The sequence below is a fragment of the Pseudoalteromonas sp. P1-8 genome, assembly GCF_001399985.1.
Taxonomy (GTDB): domain Bacteria; phylum Pseudomonadota; class Gammaproteobacteria; order Enterobacterales; family Alteromonadaceae; genus Pseudoalteromonas.
This window is the reverse complement of the sequence record NZ_LJSO01000002.1, coordinates 14207-30253: the sequence shown is the minus strand read 5'-3', so window position 1 is coordinate 30253 and position 16047 is coordinate 14207. Positions and strand designations below refer to the sequence as shown.

Genomic DNA, 16047 nt, shown 5'->3' with positions numbered 1-16047 from the left:
GACAGGTTTAATCCCTCAAAATGATTAAGTATTATTGCGGATTGGTATCAATAATGAGTTTTGTGAATTTTAGGCATAAAAAAAGCACCCTAAGGTGCTTTCTTTAACTAAACAGCAGAGATTACTTCTTGCTGCTAAGTGCACCGAAGCGCTTGTTGAAACGATCAACACGGCCGCCAGTGTCTAAAATCTTTTGCTTACCAGTGTAAAACGGGTGACACTCAGAACATACGTCTAAGTGGATGTCTTTACAAAGAGTTGAGCTAGTTTCGAATTTGTTACCACATGAACAAGTTGCAGTGATAGCTTCGTACTTAGGGTGAATACCTTCTTTCATAGGGAACCTCTAGTTAAGGCCGTATCGCTCTCCAAACCCGAAGTCTGGCACCATACGCAGTTAATACAATTAATAGGCCGCGTATTTTATAGCTCAAGAAGCCTTACGACAAGCTTTAAATACATCTTTCGCTAAAAAAATAACCAAGTGGCGAGTTGTTCAGTATTTGTTGGTAGGTTTTTAACAGTAATTTTAGTACATTATCTTTCTACCTTTGTTTCAGTTGAGTTGTCATGCACTTTGTAGAAGTTGCCATAAAAGTCCCTTTACAGCGTACCTTCGATTATAAAGTTGAACAGCTGTTGCATAGCCCTGAGTTAAAGCCAGGTATGCGCGTTCGCGTGCCATTTGGTAGTCAAAAAAAGGTTGCCGTGGTCTTGGCTCTTAAAACATCAACCGATGTTCCCGCTGACAAAATAAAGCCGATTATTGATGTTATAGACGACACGCCAGTTTTATCTGAGCAACACTTAGCATTACTAAAATTCACAGCACGCTACTACTGTTACCCATTGGGCGAGACCATTCATACGGCACTTCCGGCTGCATTAAGGCAAGGCGAATGCCCAGATAAAACCAGCATTAACATGGTTGAGCTAACCGATAAAGGTGCAAAGCTGCCGTCGCTGAAAGCAAAAACCCAGTTAAATTTATTAAAGCAGCTAGCCGAATCGGGCAAATCATCGGTTACAGAATTAAAAGCACTCGGATTTACCAAAAAAACCATCGATAGTCTGCTCGATAAAGAACTGATCACCCAGTTTATTGAACATGATAACCAATGGCAGCAACGCGCGCCTAGTGTTGGTAGCAAGCCGGTGCTTAATAAAGAGCAAGCTGTTGCCTGCACCAGCATTAACCAAGCTCGTGGCTTTACCAGCTTTTTGCTTGAAGGGGTTACCGGAAGTGGTAAAACCGAAGTGTATTTGCAATGCCTAGAAGAAGTACTGAAAAAAGGTCTGCAAGCCTTAGTATTAGTGCCTGAAATTGGCTTAACACCCCAAACAGTCAACCGTTTTCGTCGTCGCTTTCCTGATACTCCGATTATGCTATGGCACTCAGCACTAACAGATAACGAACGCTTACAAACTTGGCGTTTTTGTGAAAAAGGCAGCTGCGCCATAGTGATCGGCACACGTTCAAGTATTTTCTTACCTTTTTTATCACTTGGCATGATCATCGTTGATGAAGAGCACGACAGCTCGTTTAAGCAACAAGATACATTGCGCTATCATGCTAGAGACCTAGCCGCTTATAGAGCATACCAACATAATATTCCGCTCGTTCTAGGCAGTGCCACACCGGCACTTGAGACCTTACATAAAGCAATTAATAACAAATATCAGCTGTTGAGCCTTACTGAGCGCGCTCAAACCAGCACCGATAACCAGTTTCAATTAATGGACATGAAAGGCCAGCCTGAGCAAGCAGGGATTGCCCATGCCAGCCTTGCCTATATGCGCCAGCATTTAGAACGTGGTAAGCAAGTGATGGTATTTTTAAACCGTCGTGGTTTTTCGCCTACCCTCATATGCCATGAGTGCGGATGGCTAAGTGAGTGCTCACGTTGTAGTACTAGTGCAACCTTTCATAAAGCCATTGGCCAGATGATTTGTCACCACTGTGGTGAGCAACATCAGGTGCCTCATCAATGCCCTGATTGCGGCAGCACGCAGATTTTTCCAAATGGCAAAGGCACTGAACAAATCGAAGAGTTTTTAACACAAACCTTCCCTGATATTCCAATTAGTCGTATCGACCGAGATTCAACTCGTCGTAAAGGCAGCTTAGAAAAAGCCCTTGATGATATCAACCAAGGCGGTGCGCGTATCTTAGTTGGCACGCAAATGTTGGCAAAAGGCCACCATTTTGCCGATGTTAGCCTTGTTTTAATCCTAGATGTCGACAGCGGATTATATTCGTGTGACTTTCGCGCCACAGAGCATTTAGCGCAACTGGTTACGCAAGTGGCAGGCCGTGCAGGTCGAAGTGGTGAACCTGGGCAAGTATTATTACAAACTCACTTTCCTGAGCACCCGCTACTGCAAGACTTAGTTAATAATGGTTATCAAGATTTTGCCCGTTACGCACTCACAGAGCGAGAAGACGCGCAGCTTCCGCCAATCACAAATATGGCTATGGTTCGTGCCGAAGGACATAACATAAATCAAGTGATGGATTTTTTAACTGATTTGGTTCCTGTCCAGAACGTATCTGGTATACAATTGCTCGGTCCGATACCTGCACCACTGGAACGTGTAGCAGGTAAATACCGCTTTCAGTTACATATTCAGGCGCAGGAACGCTCCCACTTACACCAATATTTAGCGCAAATGGTCGACTATATAAGTACCAGTAAATTAGCGCAAAAGGTGCGTTGGAGCTTAGATGTTGATCCTATAGATATGATTTAAAGGCCAATTAAGAGTCATGGCACAACACGATTACATAAATAAAAAACCAGCAAATCGAAATAATAAAAAACAAGCCCCGGCGAAAAAGCCCTTCCCTATTATTCTTGTTTTAATTGCGCTTATCTTAGTAGGCGGGTTTGGTTACGGCCTATGGTATATCAAACATAATGCTGATCCTGAGTTAGTAGAGCAGCAAGCAAACCCGACTAAAAAAGAAGAAGTAGTTATTCCACCACCTAAGACACCTGAATTTATCAAAGAGATTAAAGAGCACGAAGTTCAGGTTGAAGTAAAAGAGATTGAACAAAAAGGTCCATATGTAATGCAATGCGGCTCTTTTAGAACATTTGAGCAAGCACAAACATTAAAAGCTAAAATCGCTTTTGCCGGCTTAGTGGCCGAAGTTAAGAAAACTGAGGGCAGCAATGGTGTTTGGTATAAAGTGCGCTTAGGCCCATACGAAACCAAACGTTTAGCTGAAAGTGACAAGAATAAACTTAAACGCATCAAAATAATGGGCTGCGGAATTTGGCTTTGGACTTGATTTTAGTTCATTCACCCATATAAACACCTCATCAATCGCTTTTTACGAGCGGCCTTGCCGCTCGATGATGAGGAATAATCATGACCACTATTGTAAGTGTACGCCGCGACGACAAGGTCGTTATTGGTGGCGACGGCCAAGTTTCGCTTGGTAACACCGTAATGAAGGGCAACGCCCGCAAAGTTCGACGTCTTTATAATGGCAAAGTAATCGCTGGTTTCGCTGGCGGTACTGCTGATGCCTTCACCCTTTTCGAACGATTTGAAAGCAAACTAGAAATGCACCAAGGCAACTTAACCAAAGCTGCCGTAGAAATGGCCAAAGATTGGCGTAGTGATCGCGCACTTAGAAAGCTCGAAGCACTATTAGCAGTTGCAGACGAAACTGCTTCATTAATTATCACAGGTAACGGTGATGTTGTGCAGCCAGAAAACGACCTAATTGCGATTGGCAGTGGTGGTAACTTCGCGCAATCAGCAGCCACAGCGCTACTAGAAAACACCGACCTAAGTGCACGTGACATTGTAGAGAAAAGCCTTACTATTGCAGGCAACATCTGCGTATTCACGAATAATTTCCAAACTATTGAAGAATTGTAATAGGAACTGCCATGTCTGAGATGACGCCAAGAGAAATCGTTCACGAGCTTGATCAACATATTATTGGCCAAGCTAAAGCTAAAAAAGCAGTTTCAATCGCGCTACGTAACCGCTGGCGCCGTATGCAACTGAGCGATGATTTACGTAGTGAAGTAACACCAAAAAACATTTTAATGATTGGCCCAACAGGTGTGGGTAAAACTGAAATTGCTCGCCGCCTAGCTAAACTTGCTAATGCGCCTTTTATTAAAGTTGAAGCAACAAAGTTCACCGAAGTGGGCTATGTTGGTAAAGAAGTTGAAACGATCATTCGTGATTTAGTTGATATCTCAATTAAAATGACGCGTGAACAGCAAACCAAAAAATTCAAACATCGCGCTGAAGAAGCGGCAGAAGAGCGTATTTTAGATGCTCTTTTACCACCAGCACGCGATACCTTTGGTGAGTCAAAAACAGAAGAGAACTCTTCTACTCGCCAATCTTTCCGTAAAAAATTACGTGAAGGTCAGTTAGACGATAAAGAAATTGATATCGATGTTGCACAAGCTCAACCTAATGTTGAGATCATGGCTCCTCCTGGTATGGAAGAAATGACCAACCAGCTTCAGAGCATGTTCCAAAACATGGGTGGCGATAAGCGCAGCAACCGTAAGCTAAAAATCAAAGAAGCATTTAAGCTATTGGTTGAAGAAGAAGCAGCAAAACTTGTTAACCCTGAAGAGTTAAAAGAGCAAGCTATCTTCGCAGTAGAGCAAAACGGTATCGTGTTTATCGATGAGATCGATAAAATCTGTAAACGTGGTGAAGCATCTGGCCCAGATGTTAGCCGCGAAGGTGTACAGCGCGACTTACTACCATTAATCGAAGGTTCAACAGTAAGCACGAAACATGGCATGGTTAAAACTGACCACATGTTATTTATCGCATCTGGCGCATTCCAAATGTCTAAACCATCAGACATGATCCCAGAGCTGCAAGGCCGTTTACCAATCCGCGTTGAGCTTGAAGCACTAAGTGCTGATGACTTTAAACGTATCTTAACTGAGCCTCATGCTTCATTAACTGAGCAACAACGTGAGCTGTTAAAAACAGAGCAAGTTGACGTTGAGTTTACTGATGATGCCATTGAACGTATCGCAAAAGCAGCTTGGCAAGTGAATGAAAAAACCGAAAACATCGGTGCCCGTCGCTTGCACACTGTGATGGAAAAACTAATGGAAGAAATTTCATTTGATGCTTCAGAAAAAGCTGGTTCAACACTAACAATTGATGCCAATTACGTTGAGCAGCATTTAGGTGCACTTGTTGAAGATGAAGACTTAAGTCGCTTCATTCTTTAATCAACAAATTAGCGTTATAATTAAAAGCCTCCTGTTGGAGGCTTTTTAGTTTATATAAGGTAAGGCTCACATGAAAGAAGTCACTAAAGTGCATTATCACAGCGTTAGCAAAGTATTAGATGTTCATTTTGATGATCAGACTATTGCTCTATTTAGTGCTGAATTTTTGCGTGTTCACTCACCTTCTGCTGAAGTACAAGGTCATGGCAATGAACCTATGAAACTCGTACTTGGTAAGCAACAGGTAGGAATTAGCAAGATTGAGCCGGTTGGTCATTATGCGATTCGACTGGTGTTTAGCGATAATCATAATAGCGGTTTATTCAGCTGGCACTATTTAAGTGAGCTGCAAGCTAACCATGATGAGCTTTGGCAGCAATACCAAACGAGAGTCTCTGAGCACGAAGCAAGTAAAGACAGCGTGCCTATTAAGTTTGTGCCTTAATACCTATCAAAATGCCTCGATAAAGCACACCTAAAAACAAAAAGCGCGATGACGAAACCGTCACCGCGCTTTTGTTTTTCAACAGGCTAATTCATTAAACTTTAAACTTATCGATTGCCTGATAAAGCACACGTGCTTGCTCAGACACCTCTTCGCTGGTTTGCGCATTAGTCGCCGCGTGGCCCGATGCTTCTTGCGCAATATCACGAATACGTACCACGTTTTTATTCACCTCAGAAGCCACTTGGCTTTGCTCATCAATTGCGGTGGCAATGTGAGTACTCATATCCATTATGGTTTGTACATCTTCGGTGATTGAGCGAAGTAACTCACCAGCTTTACTTGCCTGTGCTGCACTTTCGCCACCTTGCGTACGACATTGCTGCATAATGCTCACCACTTCTTGCGTACGCCCTTGTAAGGTCGAAATAATGCTCTCGATCTCTTGCGTTGAATCTTGGGTACGTTGCGCAAGTGAGCGAACTTCATCTGCTACTACCGCAAAGCCACGGCCTTGTTCACCGGCACGCGCCGCTTCAATGGCTGCATTGAGTGCCAGTAAGTTTGTTTGCTCAGCAATGCCACGAATAACATCAAGTACAGAGCCAATGGTTTCAGCGTCTTTTTCTAACTGCGACACCACGCTTGACGCATTACCGAGTGAATCAGATAAGTGGTTTATTTGCACCACAGTAGATTCAACCTCAGAGCGGCCTTGCTGCGCACTTACGTTAGTCGACTCAGCTTTTTTCGCTGCTGCTTCAGTATTGTGTGAGATATCTTGAATCGTCGCCTGCATTTCGGTGGCAGCTGTGGCAACCATATCAGCTTCGTGAAGCTGCTCTTGCATACCTGAGCTAGTTGCTGCAGTCGTTTCAGATAAATGTTCTGTGGCCACGTTAAGAGTACTTAGCGCTGTATTTACCTCGTAAATCAGCTTTTTAAAATCACTGATCAAGCTATTAAAGTCGATCGTCATTGTGGTGATTTCGTCTTTACCTGATTGAGTAATCGACATACTTAAGTCGTTATTGCGACGAATTTCGTTAATCGTGTGGTACACACGTTCGATAGGCTGAATAATTGAGCGGCTAGTAAAGTAAACTAATAGCATCACTAAAATGCTCGCAATAATAAACACAAGAATGGCAATCAACTGCGCACTAGCAGCACTAGATTCTACAAACTCTTTAGTTTGTGTGGTCAGTTGGCTGACAATTGCATCACTAAGCTCAACACTGCGTTTCATCTCACCGAGTGCCCCTGACTCTAAATCAAGGCCCAAGGCAACTTGTGCATCAACTAAGGCTTTAAATTTACTTTGATAAGTCGTAAGCAAACTAAGTAATTGGTTTTCGTAATTTGCATCGAACCCAGCGTTTTTAACCTCTGATCTAAAGCTAGCAACTAAATCATCAAACTTGCCCATATACTTTAAATCAAAGCGCAGCATAAAGTCTTTTTCTGCACGGCGAAGCTGTAGCATTAAAGTTAGTAATTTATAGTTTTCGCGCTCACTTAATAATGTTTCTACTTGATGCACTGCACCACGTAAATCACCATAAAGTGCATCTTTAGGGTGTAAACCTATTTTCTTTTGTAGTACCACAACTTCATTGAAGTCATCGTAATAAGTTTTCGCAAGACGTCTAAATTCAATGAGCTTAGATGAGTCCATCGACAAATCTTTCACTAACTCGTCTAGTCGCGCCATTTTATTTTTTAGCTGCGAATACTCTTTTTCAAAAAGCTCAAGGCTATCGACATCTTTGTAAAACAAAAAGTTTTTTTCATGTTTACGCATCGCAAGTTCATGAATGTCGAGCTCCTCCGCATTTTGAATTGTTTCGTTGAGCTTTAGCATCATGCGCGACTCAAAGATAATTACACACAGCATCACAATCATTGCAAGACCAACAACGAGCGCGTTTAACTGTAAACGACGCTTAATAGTTAAGTTTTGTAATACATTCATTCAAAGTGCCTTATAGAAACATGCATTTAAAGTATAGCTAAACTATTTAAAGCAGCTAATAAAAAGTGGTTAAACTTGCCGCGCATTTTCCAATATAAGGTACTTTTAAACAATCAGTTTTTGTTCTAAATCAACCTGTTGCCATAGATGTTTATGCAATTTATCCAGCTTTTCCCATTGTTTTTTTTGCAACCAATCAACCAAAGGTGCTGGATCGCTCGGAAAATTCAGTTTTTTGTTCTGTGGCGATTGCAACCAATCATCCATCGCATTGGGGTTTAAATAGCTCATGACATGGGCTGCTCCCATCGACAATAGCGTCTGTGCATTAATCCCCTGCTCAAATTGTTTTCCAAGTGGTTTTAACAATAACTTTTTACCAAGTTGCAATGCTTCACTTGCAAGTTCAAATCCGGCGTTACCAATCACGCCGCCAGCATTGGCCAGATCATTTAAAAACCCAACACGTGAAGGCGCTCTTAGATGAATATTACCGATTGAGCAATCCTGCGCATCTGGGTGATAACAGTAAAACTCACGTTCAGGAAAGTCTTTGAGGTAGTCGACCACACTGTCTAGGTTCTCAAAAGGCAAATACACCAACACCTTATTTTCGACCATCACCGGGTTATCATGATGATGATTAGCAATAAATGGCGGAATGATGTTTTCTGCATAAGGCTGCCAATGCACCCCTAAATAAACGCTCGCTGGCGCATAGTTACGGATCAGCGCACGACGAAAGAAAGCTCGGCCAAACATCGGCACTTTATCAGATAAAAACGCCGCTTGGTGGCTCATACCAATAACGGGGACACCTTGCTGTTTAGCAGCCCACGCTGTAATCGGCTCAAAGTCATTAAACACCAAATCATAGTGACGTAAATCAAGGTTTTTTATATCTTTTAAAAGCTGCAGCGGGCGCGCATTTTTTAATGTTTTAAAGCTATCAACCTGCCCCGACTTGCTGGTAAACGACAAGCCTCGAAAAGCTCGGTAATCGGCAAAATCGTCCATATCAAAGTAGTCTTGCTCTTTACGACCCGAAAACACATAGTCAACATCCATTCCCAATGCTTTAAAGGTCGTTGCCATTACTCGTGCTCGAGTAATATGGCCATTACCCGTACCTTGAATACCGTACAAAATTCTCATATAGACTCCACCACCATTACAGCTAATACCGCACAACTTGAACCCATCACTGCGCCAATCACCACATCAGCAGGGTAATGCACACCAATAATCACTCTAGATGCCGCCACCCCTGATGCCCACATCAGCCAAAGCACAGCAAATTCAGGAAAATAGATAGTTAAAATAGTCGCCACCACAAATGCCCCAGCACTATGCCCCGACGGTAAGCTAAATTGGTCACTCGGCACCAAATACGCGCCTTGCACTAAACAGTCGCAGGGCCTGACCCGCGCGATGCGCTTTTTAGCGAGAAAGTAAATAGGCCGCTCAATGGCAAAACCCACCAAAATACTCATCGCCAGTTGTTGAAAGTGCAGCTGCTCGGTGAACCACCAAAAACCAAGAAACAACACCACGTAAAGTCCGCCATCGCCACTTTTCGAAAACCCGAGCGCTGATCTTCTGAGCCAAACTGGCGAAGCGTCATTGAATACACTTAAAAACAGCTGTTCATCTACTTTTGCCAATTTAGTAAGTATGTTGTTTGCCATGGTGAGCTCCTTGTCATACTTTGCGTCTAATTTTTATACTCATCTCAGCTTAGGCGCTAAAAATAACAATTAGGTGACGCTTTTGAGACACTAATGTTGCGATAGCGAAATTCCTTTGATTTAAACCAATAATCCGCTATTAAGTCGTTGTTATTGAGTTGTATCAGGGTATACTGAGTACTAAACAGACAGTCTCTTTAGAGGATGAAAAAATGGATTACAGCACTTCTGATTTATGCGACCACTTTGCAGATGTGGTTGATGTGCTCGAACCAATGTTTATCAATTTTGGTGGACGCCCAAGCTTTAGTGGTCGAGTAAAAACCGTTAAATGCTTTGAGAATAACGAGCTGATCCGCGAAATTTTATCAACCGATGGCACTGACAGCGTGTTATTGATTGATGGTGGTGGTTCTACCCGACGCGCCCTTATTGATATAGAGCTGGCTGAAATCGCATTAGAAAACAACTGGCAAGGCATTATCGTTTACGGTGCCATTCGTCATGTTGATGAACTTGAAGAGCTAGACTTAGGCATTCAAGCAATTGCCTCTATTCCTGTTGCTGCCGATAGTGAAGGCGCAGGTGAAGATGGCATTGGTGTTAACTTCGCAGGCGTCTCTTTCTTTGATGACGACTTTGTTTACGCTGATAGCACCGGTATTATATTATCTGCTGAAGAATTAGAGTTAGAAATAATAGAAGACTAATCTCGGTGAGAAACTACCTTAAAATTTATGATGAAGCGGCGGTAAAGCACTTATGTGCTCGCCGCGCTAACGAACTCAAAGCTTGGCAAGCCCTTGCCCTTCTCGACACTCAAGTTAACGCCCCACAAGCACTCATCGATGCAAAACACTTCGGTATTCGCTATGTTTTAGTTGGCGTATGTGAAGATATTGGCCCTCGCGCTAACTTAGGTAACGGTGGCTCAGGACAAGCGTGGCAAGCATTTTTAAAGCGCTTTTTAAACCAAACGCATAATCAGTTTTTAAACCACGAGCGTGTGTTATTGCTCGGCGAAGTGGCCCTTGATGACTTAAACCAACAAGCTGCTGACCTTGATAATAAAAACGACGCCGACTTAGCCAAACTACGTGAATTATGCGCTGATATAGACACCCGCGTTGAGCAAGTGCTTGCAATGATTTTTGCAGCTGGCCTTGAGCCAATTGTAATCGGTGGTGGCCATAACAACTGCTTAGGTATTTTACGTGCTCTTAGCAAACAATATGGTAAACCAGTCAACGCCATTAACTTAGACCCTCATGCTGATTTCAGAGAATGTGAAGGCCGCCATAGCGGTAATGGTTTTAGATATGCGTACAGCGAAAACCATCTTGCTGATTACCATGTGATGGGTTTACACGAATTTAAAAATAACCAAGCGATTATGGATGCCCTGACAAACGCAAACTTCACGTTTGATAGTTATCAAGACATTCAAGTACGTCGCAAAGTTGATTTATCTTCAGCATGTAAACACGCATTAGCACAGTTTGATAATGCGCCACTAGGAGTCGAAGTCGACCTAGACAGCATTTCGTTAATGCCGGTTAGTGCATACACCAACTGTGGCTTTAGTGTAAGTGATGCAGAACATTTTGTGCATTTAGCAGCTAGCCAAACAACTGCTCATTACCTTCACTTATGCGAAGGCGCACCATCACAACACCCGGTTAGTTTAGAAGCAGGCATGAATGACGCTGGCCAAATCATCACCGCCCTAGTGAATGCGTATTTGCAGGCGAGAGAGGCAAGTTAGAAAAACGCGAGAAACGAGGTAGCGACTGATTTTTGTTGGGTCGGGACGAAATAAGCGATACTCAACACATAGAAGCGGTCAGCTCTCAGCCTTCAGCTGTCAGACGCGCGAAACAAGTTTCACGCCTACCTGTAGCAGCGGCTTTATGCCGCGACCCTTAAATTAGAAGCAAGATTCGAGATAAAACACGATGTAACGAGTCAAACTACTCGCTAACTTTCAAGCTGAAAGCTGACGGCTGACGGCTGACGGCTTTAGCTTTCCCCCTGATGCTCTAACCGCCACTGTTTTAACCACGACATCATGCCTACGCTGCTAAGCGGGTAATTAAAGTAATAACCCTGGGCGGCGTAGGTATTCAACGACTTAACAAACTTGAGTTGCTCTAGGGTTTCTACCCCTTCACAAATCACCTTGGCATTATTTTGATTATGCATATCCACCATGCCAGAGACTAGACTACGAACTTGGCTTTGATGGGCAAAATCAGCGGTTAGCGATGCAGCTACTTTAATATACTCAACATTAAGATTAGGTAGCTTCGCAAGCCAAATTGGCGTGTCACCAAAGCCATCAATACACAGCTTAATACCAATACTATTTAGCCTTGCGACCATGGCTTTACCTTGGTCATCTAAGCTCATAAATAGATCGAGCGGGCATTCAATGATTAAATCACCTGGCTCTAAGCGGTGCTCAGTCATTATGCGGTCAACAAATTCAATAAACTCTTCGTGGAGCATTTCTGGGCCAAACACGTTAATACTGAGTGGTAGTTCAATGCCTTCCATACGCAGTGCCATAGCAAGCTCAGCAGCACGTTCAATAACATACGCTGCCACAGGGTAACTTAAGCCAGCGACACGAATATCATCAATGAACTTGTTAGCCGAAAGAATGCCTTGTTTTGGATGCTGCCAACGTAGCAGCAATTCTAAAAACTCAATTTGCTCGTCGCTATTACGAATAACTGGCTGAAAGTAAAGTTCAAGTTCGCTGGCAAAATCTAAGTGAGCTAACTCGCGTAAGCGTGCTTGTTGCTCTAATTGCTCGATCATCATTTGCGGGTGATAAGGCACAATTTCTCGCTCTGGGTTTGAATCAAGGGCAAGGTTGGCAAATGAAATTAAGTTCTCGAAGCTGTATTCTGGTTCGTCACAGTTCACGTAACTGGCGCGCACTTTAACTTCAATTGTACAATTAGCAACGTTGAATGGCTTTAATGTGACTTGCCTAATTTGACTGATCAGCTGCTCATGAAGATGTTTTTGCTCTTCGAGTGAGCAAATAAACGCAAAGTTTAAGCCCCCTAAATGCGCTAATTTTTCAGCATGTGCGGTGTTACTTGCCATACTCAACACTGCATCAACACTAAGCTGCTGTTTAATACGTGTGGCCGATTGCGCTAATAATAAATCACCAAAGTCACGACCAATGTGCTGGTTAACATCGTTAAAACCTTCAAGGCGTATCATTACTAGTGCACAGTTAGCCGAGTGCTCTTCAGTCCATGCAACAAAGCTATTTCTAAGCGCGTTTCGATCAGGTAAACCAGTCAGTGGTGTGGCATCTAAATCATCGTTATGGAGCGGTTTAACTTCAACCTGCTCATCATCTTCGGGCTCTTCGTAATTAAAAAAGCCTGAAATAGATAAAATAACTACCGAGAAAACAAGCCAATATAAAGCGGTGTCGAGTAATAGGTGGGCAGAGTATAAAACCGCGAACGAAATTGCGGCAGAGACACTCAATATTATGGCAAGCCAATTTGTGGTGCGAAATGCTTGCCATAAATGAAAGCATAAAGCTAAAGCAAGTAAGATAACCAGCCAAGGTAATCCTAAGCTTAAAATAGCTAAACCTAGTACGCCATTAACGACTAGGCTTAGTCTTAAAGTTGAGTTTTGAGTTACGCATAAGGCACAGATCATTGCCATAAAAACGCTACCAGCTAAAAACACTGGCACTACATCACTTGTTAAATTTACGAGTTGCGTGCTACTACTCGCTAAACTAAGAATCAATGACATGTAATCCAAACTGCGTAATAAAACTTATCTAACTAAGTCTACCCAAAATCCACAGATTTAACAGTTTATTTACGCCGAATTGGTAACTTAATTGTGCAGGGTGGGATATTTGCCAGTGAGCAATATCAGCACGAGCCCCCACTTTTAGTACGCCACGATCGTCAAGACCTAACGCACCCGCTGCGTTTCGTGTTACGCCAGCTAATGCTTGTTCTGGTGTCATACGAAAAATAGTACATGCCATATTCATCATTAAGTGCAATGAACATAATGGTGAAGTACCGGGGTTAAAGTCAGTTGAAATAGCGATCGGAACTTGATACTGCTGGAGTAGTTCAATTGGCGGATATTTTGTTTCGCGTAAAAAGTAAAATGCACCTGGCAACAATACCGCTGCGGTGCCCGCTTTAGCCATTGCCTGAATGCCAGCTTCATCTAGGTGTTCAATATGATCTGCCGATAAGCCATTAAATTCTGCAACAAGCTCTGCGCCATGTTGATTAGATAACTGCTCAGCGTGCAACTTAACTGGTAAGTTGTGCTTTTTAGCCGCTTCAAACACACGGCGAGTTTGCTCGTTACTAAAGCCAACATTTTCACAAAATGCATCAACCGCATCAGCTAAATCAGCTTCAACAACACGGTCAAGCATCTCACCGCAAACAAGCTCTATGTATTCATCGCTACGGCCTTTATATTCAGGCGGTAATGCGTGAGCACCTAAAAACGTGGTTTTAACATCAACCGGGTGGTTCTCACCGAGTAAACGCGCGACTTCGAGTAGTTTAATTTCGTTTTCACAATCAAGGCCATAGCCAGATTTAACCTCGACCGTCGTCACGCCTTCTGCGTATAACGCATTTAAGCGCTCTTTAGCACTAACAAAGAGAGTTTCGTGGTCGGCTTCGCGAGTTGCACGTACGGTGCTTGCAATGCCACCACCGTTTGCAGCGATTTGTTCGTAGCTAACACCTTGCAAACGCTGCTCGAATTCTTCTGCGCGGCTACCGGCAAACACTAAGTGAGTGTGACAATCAATCAACCCTGGGGTTAACCACTGACCTTTTGCAGATACAGTTGGCGTTGCTAATGCATCAAACTCAGGTAAATCGGTTTGTGCACCTAACCAGGCAATTTTGCCATCTTTAACGGCAATCGCTGCATTTTCAATGGCGCCGTAGGGTGCATCAGCAGTAGGATCCATTGTGGCGATATTGGCATCTGTGATCAGTAAATCCCAGAGCGCTTGAGCATTGTTGGTTGTGTGCATTTTTCACCTATCTTGATGCTTGCTAAAGGCTCAGTATGAGCCTAAATTTAAATTTGCTTAAAGTTTATCAACTCATCTTGTATATACAAGAAAATTATGTCACCTTGTAACGCACTGTTAACTTACCAATAAACTTTTCATAATGAGCGTCCCTAAGTTTGCGCAAATAAAAGAATTCATTCTGGAAAATATTCAATCGGGAGAATGGCAAGAAAACGACCGTGTCCCTTCAGAAAACGAACTCACCAGTCAATTTCAAGTTAGCCGCATGACAGCTAGGCGTGCACTCAGTGAGTTAACCGATGCCGGTATCTTAACCCGCAGCCAAGGCCAAGGTACTTTTGTTGCCAGCTTCAAATCACAATCTTCGTTACTGGAAATCAAAAACATTGCCGATGAAGTTAAAGCGCGAAACAGCAATTACAGTTGTACGATTTTAGTGATGGAATCAATCAGCGCAATTGCCCCCATCGCGATTGCTTTGGGTGTCGAGGTCGACAGCCATGTTTATCGAAGTGTGATTGTGCACAATGAGAACGAGCAACCTTTGCAAGTTGAGGAGCGTTTTGTGAACCCTGCTCTTGCTAAAGACTACTTACAACAAGATTTTCACAGCCTAACACCCCACGAATACTTATCGCAGACGGCTCCGCTTACCGAGGCGCGTCACACAGTTGAAGCAATCATGCCCAACCAAGAAATGTGTGAATGGCTCAACCTTTACAACGAAGAGCCATGCTTACAAGTGATCCGCCGAACCTGGTCATCGCAAGGTATTGTAAGCTTTGCGCGCTTAGTCTCACCGGGCAGTAAATACCGACTGGGCGGCCACCTAACTTTTAAAAAGTAGCTAAATAGGCGCTTGATAACGAAAATTCAGTGACTCAATCGCTGAGCCATCAATGAGGCGCTCGCCTTTATCATGGCTAGTAAATGTCGGTGGCTGATTACCCTGCTCAGCACATTTTTGTTGGTAGTAATCTGCTTTTGTAGGATGCGACGGATTGACCACATTATAAATGCTGCTCGCGCTTGACCAGTTTTCAATTACAGAAAAAATCGCCGCTATCACGTCTTGCTGCTGAACCATGTTTACCACTTGCTGACTTGAGCTAGACAGCTCTTTACCTGCCACAAACTTACCTGGGTCGCGCCCAGGCCCAACAAGGCCCGCTAAACGCAGCACTTTACCACCGGCATTGAGCACTAACTGCTCGGCATCAAATAGCAGTTGCTGGCGCGCTGATTGACAATTGATTACTGTACTCTCGTCGTATTGACCATTCTCAGTTGGGTAGACACCCGTCGAAGAACATAAAATAAAGCCTTTACAATTTAGTTGCTTGGCAAGCTCAAGCCCTGCTTGCAAAGTGACTAAATAATTACTTTCTGAGCTGCGACTACGCGGTGGAATTGCACACACCCACCATGCACCTTCAAGAGAAACATCGTGTTTAAGCACATCGTCTGCAAGCGCAAATTGGCGCTGAAAGTCATGTTCGTGCTCGCTACTTCGGTGTGTCCCCTGCACTTGCCATGCTAATTCTTTAGCCTCAACACACAGCGCACTACCAAGCCAACCTGCCCCTAAAACGACCAGTTTATTATTTTCAGAACTCATTTATCCAACTACCTCTAGA

At 43.4% G+C, this 16047-nt stretch carries 15 protein-coding genes; 8 read left to right on the top strand and 7 right to left on the bottom strand.

The genetic code is table 11. The annotated features are described in order from the left end of the window. Window positions 1-121: 121 nt before the first annotated feature. Window positions 122-337: a 50S ribosomal protein L31 gene (gene rpmE, locus AN213_RS03705; protein ID WP_036973208.1), complete on the bottom strand. Its 216-nt coding sequence runs from the start codon at window positions 335-337 to the stop codon at window positions 122-124. Window positions 338-570: 233 nt separating this feature from the next. On the opposite strand from rpmE, the gene priA reads away from it, so the two are divergent. From priA to AN213_RS03680, 5 genes are all read left to right on the top strand, one after another. Continuing rightward, complete coding sequence (gene priA / locus AN213_RS03700) at window positions 571-2751, top strand: primosomal protein N' (protein WP_055197495.1); 2181 nt, start codon at window positions 571-573, stop codon at window positions 2749-2751. Window positions 2752-2767: 16 nt separating this feature from the next. Next, on the top strand, window positions 2768-3295 hold the full coding sequence (locus AN213_RS03695) for an SPOR domain-containing protein (RefSeq protein ID WP_055197493.1): 528 nt from the start codon (window positions 2768-2770) through the stop codon (window positions 3293-3295). Window positions 3296-3375: 80 nt separating this feature from the next. Further along, window positions 3376-3894 carry an ATP-dependent protease subunit HslV gene (gene hslV / locus AN213_RS03690; protein WP_054552816.1) on the top strand — a complete coding sequence of 173 codons (519 nt, stop codon included), beginning with the start codon at window positions 3376-3378 and terminating at the stop codon, window positions 3892-3894. A gap of 11 nt (window positions 3895-3905) precedes the next feature. Then, window positions 3906-5234: an HslU--HslV peptidase ATPase subunit gene (gene hslU, locus AN213_RS03685; protein ID WP_054563327.1), complete on the top strand. Its 1329-nt coding sequence runs from the start codon at window positions 3906-3908 to the stop codon at window positions 5232-5234. A gap of 70 nt (window positions 5235-5304) precedes the next feature. Beyond that, window positions 5305-5679: a gamma-butyrobetaine hydroxylase-like domain-containing protein gene (locus tag AN213_RS03680; protein WP_055197491.1), complete on the top strand. Its 375-nt coding sequence runs from the start codon at window positions 5305-5307 to the stop codon at window positions 5677-5679. A gap of 94 nt (window positions 5680-5773) precedes the next feature. On the opposite strand, the gene AN213_RS03675 is transcribed toward AN213_RS03680, so the two are convergent. From AN213_RS03675 to AN213_RS03665, 3 genes are all read right to left on the bottom strand, one after another. Further along, complete coding sequence (locus AN213_RS03675; protein ID WP_055197489.1) at window positions 5774-7654, bottom strand: methyl-accepting chemotaxis protein; 1881 nt, start codon at window positions 7652-7654, stop codon at window positions 5774-5776. Window positions 7655-7759: 105 nt separating this feature from the next. After that, window positions 7760-8809: an MJ1255/VC2487 family glycosyltransferase gene (locus tag AN213_RS03670; protein ID WP_055197487.1), complete on the bottom strand. Its 1050-nt coding sequence runs from the start codon at window positions 8807-8809 to the stop codon at window positions 7760-7762. Then, a complete protein-coding gene (locus AN213_RS03665) occupies window positions 8806-9342 on the bottom strand; it encodes a phosphatase PAP2 family protein (RefSeq protein ID WP_055197485.1) in 537 nt (178 codons plus the stop codon). The genes AN213_RS03670 and AN213_RS03665 overlap by 4 nt, the downstream gene beginning before the upstream one ends. A 212-nt stretch (window positions 9343-9554) precedes the next feature. On the opposite strand from AN213_RS03665, the gene rraA reads away from it, so the two are divergent. Next, a complete protein-coding gene (gene rraA, locus AN213_RS03660) occupies window positions 9555-10052 on the top strand; it encodes a ribonuclease E activity regulator RraA (protein ID WP_054552822.1) in 498 nt (165 codons plus the stop codon). 5 nt (window positions 10053-10057) lie between these two features. Continuing rightward, window positions 10058-11107 carry a formimidoylglutamase gene (locus tag AN213_RS03655; RefSeq protein ID WP_055197483.1) on the top strand — a complete coding sequence of 350 codons (1050 nt, stop codon included), beginning with the start codon at window positions 10058-10060 and terminating at the stop codon, window positions 11105-11107. Window positions 11108-11361: 254 nt separating this feature from the next. On the opposite strand, the gene AN213_RS03650 is transcribed toward AN213_RS03655, so the two are convergent. Together AN213_RS03650 and hutI are read right to left on the bottom strand one after the other, a co-directional pair. Next, entirely contained in the window at window positions 11362-13044 is a 1683-nt protein-coding gene (locus tag AN213_RS03650) for a GGDEF domain-containing phosphodiesterase (RefSeq protein WP_055197832.1), read from the bottom strand. Between the two features lie 121 nt (window positions 13045-13165). Next, complete coding sequence (hutI, locus tag AN213_RS03645; RefSeq protein WP_055197481.1) at window positions 13166-14407, bottom strand: imidazolonepropionase; 1242 nt, start codon at window positions 14405-14407, stop codon at window positions 13166-13168. A gap of 142 nt (window positions 14408-14549) precedes the next feature. Between hutI and hutC the strand changes: the two genes are divergently transcribed. Beyond that, window positions 14550-15257 carry a histidine utilization repressor gene (gene hutC / locus AN213_RS03640; RefSeq protein WP_055197480.1) on the top strand — a complete coding sequence of 236 codons (708 nt, stop codon included), beginning with the start codon at window positions 14550-14552 and terminating at the stop codon, window positions 15255-15257. Here the strand turns inward: hutC and AN213_RS03635 are convergent, their stop codons facing one another. Next, window positions 15258-16028: an NADP-binding protein gene (locus AN213_RS03635; RefSeq protein ID WP_055197478.1), complete on the bottom strand. Its 771-nt coding sequence runs from the start codon at window positions 16026-16028 to the stop codon at window positions 15258-15260. Window positions 16029-16047: the final 19 nt, after the last annotated feature.

What these genes read in the sequence shown, in the direction of transcription:
- AN213_RS03695 (WP_055197493.1), top strand. Translation starts at nt 2,768, where the DNA reads ATGGCACAACACGATTACATAAATAAAAAACCAGCAAATCGAAATAAT.
- AN213_RS03665 (WP_055197485.1), bottom strand. Translation starts at nt 9,342, where the DNA reads ATGGCAAACAACATACTTACTAAATTGGCAAAAGTAGATGAACAGCTG.
- AN213_RS03635 (WP_055197478.1), bottom strand. Translation starts at nt 16,028, where the DNA reads ATGAGTTCTGAAAATAATAAACTGGTCGTTTTAGGGGCAGGTTGGCTT.
- AN213_RS03675 (WP_055197489.1), bottom strand. Translation starts at nt 7,654, where the DNA reads ATGAATGTATTACAAAACTTAACTATTAAGCGTCGTTTACAGTTAAAC.
- hslV (WP_054552816.1), top strand. Translation starts at nt 3,376, where the DNA reads ATGACCACTATTGTAAGTGTACGCCGCGACGACAAGGTCGTTATTGGT.
- rpmE (WP_036973208.1), bottom strand. Translation starts at nt 337, where the DNA reads ATGAAAGAAGGTATTCACCCTAAGTACGAAGCTATCACTGCAACTTGT.
- hutI (WP_055197481.1), bottom strand. Translation starts at nt 14,407, where the DNA reads ATGCACACAACCAACAATGCTCAAGCGCTCTGGGATTTACTGATCACA.
- hutC (WP_055197480.1), top strand. Translation starts at nt 14,550, where the DNA reads ATGAGCGTCCCTAAGTTTGCGCAAATAAAAGAATTCATTCTGGAAAAT.
- AN213_RS03650 (WP_055197832.1), bottom strand. Translation starts at nt 13,044, where the DNA reads ATGGCAATGATCTGTGCCTTATGCGTAACTCAAAACTCAACTTTAAGA.
- hslU (WP_054563327.1), top strand. Translation starts at nt 3,906, where the DNA reads ATGTCTGAGATGACGCCAAGAGAAATCGTTCACGAGCTTGATCAACAT.
- rraA (WP_054552822.1), top strand. Translation starts at nt 9,555, where the DNA reads ATGGATTACAGCACTTCTGATTTATGCGACCACTTTGCAGATGTGGTT.
- AN213_RS03680 (WP_055197491.1), top strand. Translation starts at nt 5,305, where the DNA reads ATGAAAGAAGTCACTAAAGTGCATTATCACAGCGTTAGCAAAGTATTA.
- AN213_RS03670 (WP_055197487.1), bottom strand. Translation starts at nt 8,809, where the DNA reads ATGAGAATTTTGTACGGTATTCAAGGTACGGGTAATGGCCATATTACT.
- priA (WP_055197495.1), top strand. Translation starts at nt 571, where the DNA reads ATGCACTTTGTAGAAGTTGCCATAAAAGTCCCTTTACAGCGTACCTTC.